The sequence below is a fragment of the Vibrio sp. Vb1755 genome (assembly GCF_033338635.1).
Classification (GTDB): domain Bacteria; phylum Pseudomonadota; class Gammaproteobacteria; order Enterobacterales; family Vibrionaceae; genus Vibrio; species Vibrio alginolyticus.
In genome coordinates this window covers 74,104-80,103 of the sequence record NZ_JAWOTA010000021.1, presented here as the reverse complement: position 1 = coordinate 80,103, position 6,000 = coordinate 74,104, and the positions used below count along the sequence as shown (strand labels likewise).

The window sequence follows — 6,000 nt, the reverse complement described above, 5'->3', positions numbered from 1 at the left end:
TCGTTGTTTTTCCATTGCACGCTTCCCTTAGTTCACCTGACTGAAATGTTTCGTAACATGCTACTAAAGAATTGAAATCATTACTCGTGATTTCTCTTTCCACGGTCTCGATGATCCAGTATTTCAGTTCGTTTATTGCGTCTTCTACACCCCTTTACTTGACGATTATCATAACAGTCAAAGCACTTAAAAAGGTTTACTACTGCTTAGCATGGAACATCGCTTGCCCACTCTTGTCCTTGTTCGACCAGAAATTGATGTTGAACTGAGCATCATCGCTCATCTCAATGCGGTGCCAGTACTGCGGTGGACTTGTAGCAAACTGGCCTGCATTAATCACCACCACTACTTCTGCTTCTGTGGCATTTTCATCAGCAAAGCCGTAGTAAGTCACTTGCCCTTCCATGACGCAAAGCTGTCCAAACACTCCCTCAGCGGTATTGTGATGAGTCAGTAGCGCTGGTGGCACATTGTCTTTAGTGAAGAAAGGCGTTGAACGTTGAACAGTCCAGTCTTTAGGAATTCGTAGATGCGACATAATAATACCCTCTCTAATTACAATTCTTTTCGTTTGAATCGGTTAAGCCTGACCGGCTTGAGACAACTCTCGAAGCAATGGAAATGCTTGCGTAACTTGTTCTCCCGTCACGACGAAGCCCATGAGTCGGCTATTTTCATCTTCTGCTTTCGCGGCAATGCCAGTTTGAGAAATCTGCACGCTCCAGTTCGTCACCGAACTAAAATCGCCTGCCAATTGAATTGGGTAGCTCGGCGTTTTGACCTTTACCATCATGGGCGGTAGTTTCAACTCTGCTTCTTGCCCCAGTAGTTGTTTGCCCAAAGCATTGGCACTTAGCACGATCGGTTGGAGGTACGGCATCATTCGACCTTGGATCTCAGCACAATCGCCTAATGCGAACACATTGGCTGCTGATGTCTGTAATCGAGCATCCACCTCGATGCCTTTATTGACACTCAACCCACAAGCCTTCGCTAACCAAGTGTTAGCACGTAAACCCGCAGCTGAAATCACTACATCGGCTTCGATTTCCTTACCTTTGCTCAAGCTTGCCACCAGCGAATCATCCGAGTGATTGATCGCGACAACTCCAGTCTCTAAGGCAAGTTGAATACCTTGCTGCTTAAGTTGATTCTCCAGCCGCAATGCAACAAATTCAGGAATCAAGTTAGCGAGCAAACGGGGATTTGGCTCAACCACCGTAACGGCTTTACCACTGGTTGCGAGATCCATGGCGATCTCGACGCCGATCAAACCACCACCCATTACTAGAATTCGTTCCGCGCGGCTAATTTGCTCTTCCGCTAATTGATATTCTTGTAGCGAGTTCAGCGTTATCACCTCAGGTGCTGCACCACCAGATATTGGCGGCACAAAGGCTTTCGCGCCTGTCGCAAACACCAGTTTGGAATAAGGATAGGTTTGGCCGTTGGCGACCACTTGCTGAGCTTGCACGTCGACATGCTCAACCTTGGTATGGGCGAACAGTTCGATGTTGTGTTCCTGTGCAAACGCCTCACCACTTTTAACTACCAAGTCTCGGGCAGTTTGCTTGTTACTAAATACATGACTCAAATCGGGCTTGTTGTATTCCGCGCCATCATCAGCAGTAAACACTTGCAGCGGAATATGTGCGTCCATTCGACGCACTGTTTTCACCAATTGGTAAGCCGCAAAGCCGCTACCAATAATCACAATAGGTGCTTGCATATTCCCTCCTAACCGTTGTATTCAACGAAAACGTCTTTACCTAAATGGCATTCTGGGCACAAGAAGTAATCTGGCACTTCCGACCAAGCTGTACCCGGTTCAACACCTTGGTTAGGCTCGCCTTTAGCTGGGTCATATACCCAATTACAAACCGTACAAACCATGCATTGACAATCTGCGGGATGCGCCTCAGTACTAGGGTTGCTAGGAGCAGCATCTACTACCGCTTGTGTTGTCACTGGCGCAACGGGTTGTGATTGAACTTGTGGTACAGATGCAGTAATCGCAGGAGAAATAACAGGACTTGTCAGGTCATGCTTTGCCCACAATTTTGCGATGTTCTGACCATGTTCGCGACATTCACGCATCGCTTTACCATCTGGTCGCCATTTGGTTTTCAAGCTCACTGCGGTTTCAAAACCTGCGTCAGTCAATCGAGCATGGATACGATCCACCGCGCCACCATTCCAACCGTAACTACCGAATGCTGCGGCCTTCTTCGCTTTAAAGCGCAAACCAGTAATTTCTTCTAGCATGCCTGCGATCTTCGGCATCATGACGTTATTCATGGTAGACGAACCAACCAAGATGCCTTTTGAGCGGAATACGTTGGCGAGAATTTCATTCTTATCATGCTTAGAGACATTAAAGACTTTGACCGCCACGCCAGGGTCGACATCGTGAATGCCTTGCGCGATTGCATCGGCCATCATTCGAGTGTTGTTTGACATAGAATCGTAGAAAATCGTAATGCGATCTTCTTGATAATTGTCTGCCCACGCCAAGTATTGCTCGATGATTTGAACTGGATTATCGCGCCATACAATACCGTGTGATGTTGCGATCATGTCGACAGGCAGATTGAAACTCAGCACTTCTTTGATTTTAGCGGTTACCAAGCTGCTGAATGGCGTTAGGATGTTTGAGTAGTAACGCAAACACTGTTCCATCAACTCATTTTGATCCACTTCATCATTGAATAAGCGTTCATCGCAGTAGTGCTGACCAAATGCGTCATTGCTGAATAACACTGCATCGCCCGTTAGGTAAGTCATCATGCTGTCTGGCCAATGCAGCATCGGCGCTTCCACAAACACCAATTGCTTACCGTTACCAATATCGATGCTGTCGCCCGTTTTTACGGTTTTGAAGTTCCACTCGGGATGGTGGTGATGACCAACGATGGAATCAATCGCCGCTTCTGTACAGTAAATTGGCGTGTTCGGAATCTTCTCCATTAATGCCGACAATGCGCCTGAGTGATCTTCTTCAGCATGGTTTACTACGATAAAGTCGATAGACTTAAGGTCGATTTCCATTTCTAAATTTTGGATGAATTGTTGACTGAATCGATGATCGACCGTATCAATCAATACGGTCTTCTCTTCACGAATTAGATAACTGTTGTAGCTGGTACCTTTTGTCATTTTGTATTCTGTACCGTGGAAGTCTTGAACTTCCCAATCGCGTTGGCCTACCCAGTGAATGTTGTTTTTTACGTGAATTGTCATAATTACTACCTTGAATGACGGGATAAACAAAAATAATTTCTTCTTGTATTGCACTGGGCGTGCCAACTTTTAATTACTATATATTTCAATGCTTTAATTAAAAACCAACTTTAACAACTGTCATTTAGACACAGTTGAAAATTGTCATTAAGACACTACAATAGTCATATTGACACAATCGGTATTGGCTATGACTTCTTTAATCGCGCAATGGCTACACATCACGCAAGACCTTAACTCGGCGCTCACTCAACAGGCTCGCTTTGATACGTTACTAACCACGATTCGAGAGGTATTGAAGTGTGACTCTTCTGCCCTTCTTTTGTATGAAGACCAGCACTTTAAACCTTTAGCGATCAATGGATTGGCGAAAGAAGTGCTTGGACGCCGTTTCTCCATTGAGCAGCACCCAAGATTAGAAGCCATTGCCCGAGCAGGCGACATCGTGCGCTTTCCCTCTGACAGCGACTTACCTGATCCATACGACGGCTTGATTCCAAACCACGATGACAAACTGCATGTCCATTCCTGCATTGGTTTACCTCTACTGATCGACGATCAACTGATTGGTGCCATTACGATTGACGCCTTCGATCCCAACCAATTTGATGGGCTACGCAACCAAGAGTTACGTTTTGTCAGCGCATTGGCAGCAGGTGGCTTGCACACTGCACTCCTACTAGAACAGCTCGAGACACAAGCGAGCCTGCCACGCGACTCTTACGCCGAGAAACGCACCTTAAGTAATGAAATCATTGGCAACTCTAAGGGGATGAAGAATCTTCAAGAGCAGATTGATGCAGTCGCCGATACGGAATTGTCTGTGCTAGTGATGGGAGAAACGGGCGTAGGTAAAGAGTTGGTTGCCAGCGCTATTCACCATCGCTCTAGCCGCTCTAACAATACCTTGGTTTACCTCAACTGTGCGGCGCTGCCCGAATCAGTCGCGGAAAGCGAGTTGTTCGGACATATCAAAGGCGCATTTACGGGCGCGATCAGCAATCGTAAAGGTAAGTTCGAACAAGCCGATGGCGGCACACTGTTTTTGGATGAAGTCGGCGAACTGTCGTTAGAGCTGCAAGCCAAGTTACTTCGAGCTCTACAATATGGAGACATTCAACGTGTGGGTGATGACCGCCATATTCGAGTCAACACACGCATTGTCGCCGCAACTAACCGTATATTGCATGAAGAAGTGACTGCTGGTCGCTTCCGAGCCGACTTATATCACCGCCTAAGCGTCTTCCCGCTTCATGTTCCACCTCTTCGTGAACGTGAAGACGATGTGGTGTTACTCGCAGGCTTTTTTGCCGAACGCTTAAGAAGCAAATTGGGATTAAACAGCATTCGTTTGTCCCCCACTTTGGTGCAAGCACTCAAAGACTATTCATGGCCAGGCAACGTGCGAGAGCTTGAACATGTCATTAAACGTGCCGGTGTTTTGGCAAAAGCGCGTACTCACGCCTTGGACATTGAGTTGGTTGAGCAAGATTTTGATATCCGAACGCCGAATCAGAACATCAAGAACATTGAAGAAGCGGAACCAAACTCTCGGCTTGAGCTACCAGAAGGCGGATTGAAGCCTGCCACAGATGCCTTCCAAAAAGCGATGATTGTTCGAGCTCTGGAAGAGAACCAAGGTAACTGGGCAGCAACTGCACGTCAGCTTGAATTAGATAACGGCAATTTGCACCGATTAGCAAAACGCCTAGGGATAAAATAGACACTAACGAATATCACCTAATATGGCATATTCATCGCCAAATAATGTGCCTGATGCCCAACCGCGCACTCAGCCCACCATAAGTAGTGGGCTGAGTGCTCAGATAGAATAGCTACCTAAGTTTGACGGTATTTTCTTCTAAATTTCATTGTCTTGAACCACCTCACAGATTTAATAACCCTTAACAATAAACACAATAATAGTTAAGGTATTTTTATGAGCCAGATCTAATAAAATTAAATATATAGTATTTATTTTAAGAATCTAAACTTTCAAAGTTCATCATAATAAATATAACCTCTATGTATACACTTTACCTTCAAAAAACATCAAAATATAATCCCTTCGATAAAAACACTTAAATGAATTTAACTGTATAAAAGTGAGGAGAATAAAATATGGGATATGGGGCGACAGTATATTCATTAGATACTGAAAAGGTTTTTAACGTACTAAAGAATGAGCGTAATCCAGAGCTAGAAAAAGCCATCATGGAAAGGTGTCAAGACTCCTTTAAAGTGATTAATGAAATGCTGGAAAGTAGTGGCGAAAGCATCCGAGCTGAAGAGCTTCTTATGCAAATGTTGTCTGAAGAGATAAAATACAGTCACTTAGGTTACGCCTATGCTTACTTGCTTGAAGCTATATGTAAGATAACTGGTTATTACTTATCCAATAACTCTTGGTATCCTTGCGATGTAAACGATTTCTGCGATATTCCATTCACTAATACCGATTATCCTATAAAATTCCCATTCCCTGACGATTTCCCTGTTGTTTTTATGATAAAAAATCAAGATATTCACCAAGATAACGTTGACTTCGGAGGCTTATCAGAGCAACAAATATCTGAAGTCAAGAGCTGGTACACTCATGCAGTCGTAAACAATCGTGACTTGGTATTATTTTATTATTAATTTCAACTATTAATAAATTATCCAATAGTTAAAATAACAATAGAATATTAATAAAACTCTAGCTTATATTAAGATAGAGTTTTATCTATTTAACTGAAATTTTTCTAATTTTAAAAACAT

Annotated in this window: 5 protein-coding genes; 2 read left to right on the top strand and 3 right to left on the bottom strand. The window is 44.1% G+C overall.

The window, feature by feature from the left end; all coding sequences use genetic code 11:
* Nucleotides 1-199 precede the first annotated feature (199 nt).
* Genes R7E00_RS17100 through norV form a run of 3 tightly spaced genes read right to left on the bottom strand, consistent with a single transcriptional unit; the run spans nt 200 to nt 3,240 of the window.
* Nucleotides 200-538 (bottom strand): DUF1971 domain-containing protein, encoded by a 339-nt coding sequence (locus R7E00_RS17100; RefSeq protein ID WP_005375231.1) that lies wholly within the window; start codon nt 536-538, stop codon nt 200-202.
* 42 nt (nt 539-580) lie between these two features.
* Entirely contained in the window at nt 581-1,729 is a 1,149-nt protein-coding gene (gene norW, locus R7E00_RS17095; protein ID WP_213895933.1) for an NADH:flavorubredoxin reductase NorW, read from the bottom strand.
* A gap of 8 nt (nt 1,730-1,737) precedes the next feature.
* A complete protein-coding gene (gene norV, locus R7E00_RS17090) occupies nt 1,738-3,240 on the bottom strand; it encodes an anaerobic nitric oxide reductase flavorubredoxin (protein ID WP_374041476.1) in 1,503 nt (500 codons plus the stop codon).
* Nucleotides 3,241-3,430: 190 nt separating this feature from the next.
* Between norV and norR the strand changes: the two genes are divergently transcribed.
* On the top strand, nt 3,431-4,963 hold the full coding sequence (gene norR / locus R7E00_RS17085) for a nitric oxide reductase transcriptional regulator NorR (RefSeq protein WP_262605980.1): 1,533 nt from the start codon (nt 3,431-3,433) through the stop codon (nt 4,961-4,963).
* Between the two features lie 398 nt (nt 4,964-5,361).
* Complete coding sequence (locus tag R7E00_RS17080; protein WP_005375218.1) at nt 5,362-5,880, top strand: hypothetical protein; 519 nt, start codon at nt 5,362-5,364, stop codon at nt 5,878-5,880.
* The last annotated feature ends 120 nt before the right edge of the window (nt 5,881-6,000 follow it).

Excerpts from the sequence above, each read along its gene's own strand:
- norV (WP_374041476.1), bottom strand. The coding sequence starts at position 3,240 with ATGACAATTCACGTAAAAAACAACATTCACTGGGTAGGCCAACGCGAT.
- norR (WP_262605980.1), top strand. The coding sequence starts at position 3,431 with ATGACTTCTTTAATCGCGCAATGGCTACACATCACGCAAGACCTTAAC.
- R7E00_RS17100 (WP_005375231.1), bottom strand. The coding sequence starts at position 538 with ATGTCGCATCTACGAATTCCTAAAGACTGGACTGTTCAACGTTCAACG.
- R7E00_RS17080 (WP_005375218.1), top strand. The coding sequence starts at position 5,362 with ATGGGATATGGGGCGACAGTATATTCATTAGATACTGAAAAGGTTTTT.
- norW (WP_213895933.1), bottom strand. The coding sequence starts at position 1,729 with ATGCAAGCACCTATTGTGATTATTGGTAGCGGCTTTGCGGCTTACCAA.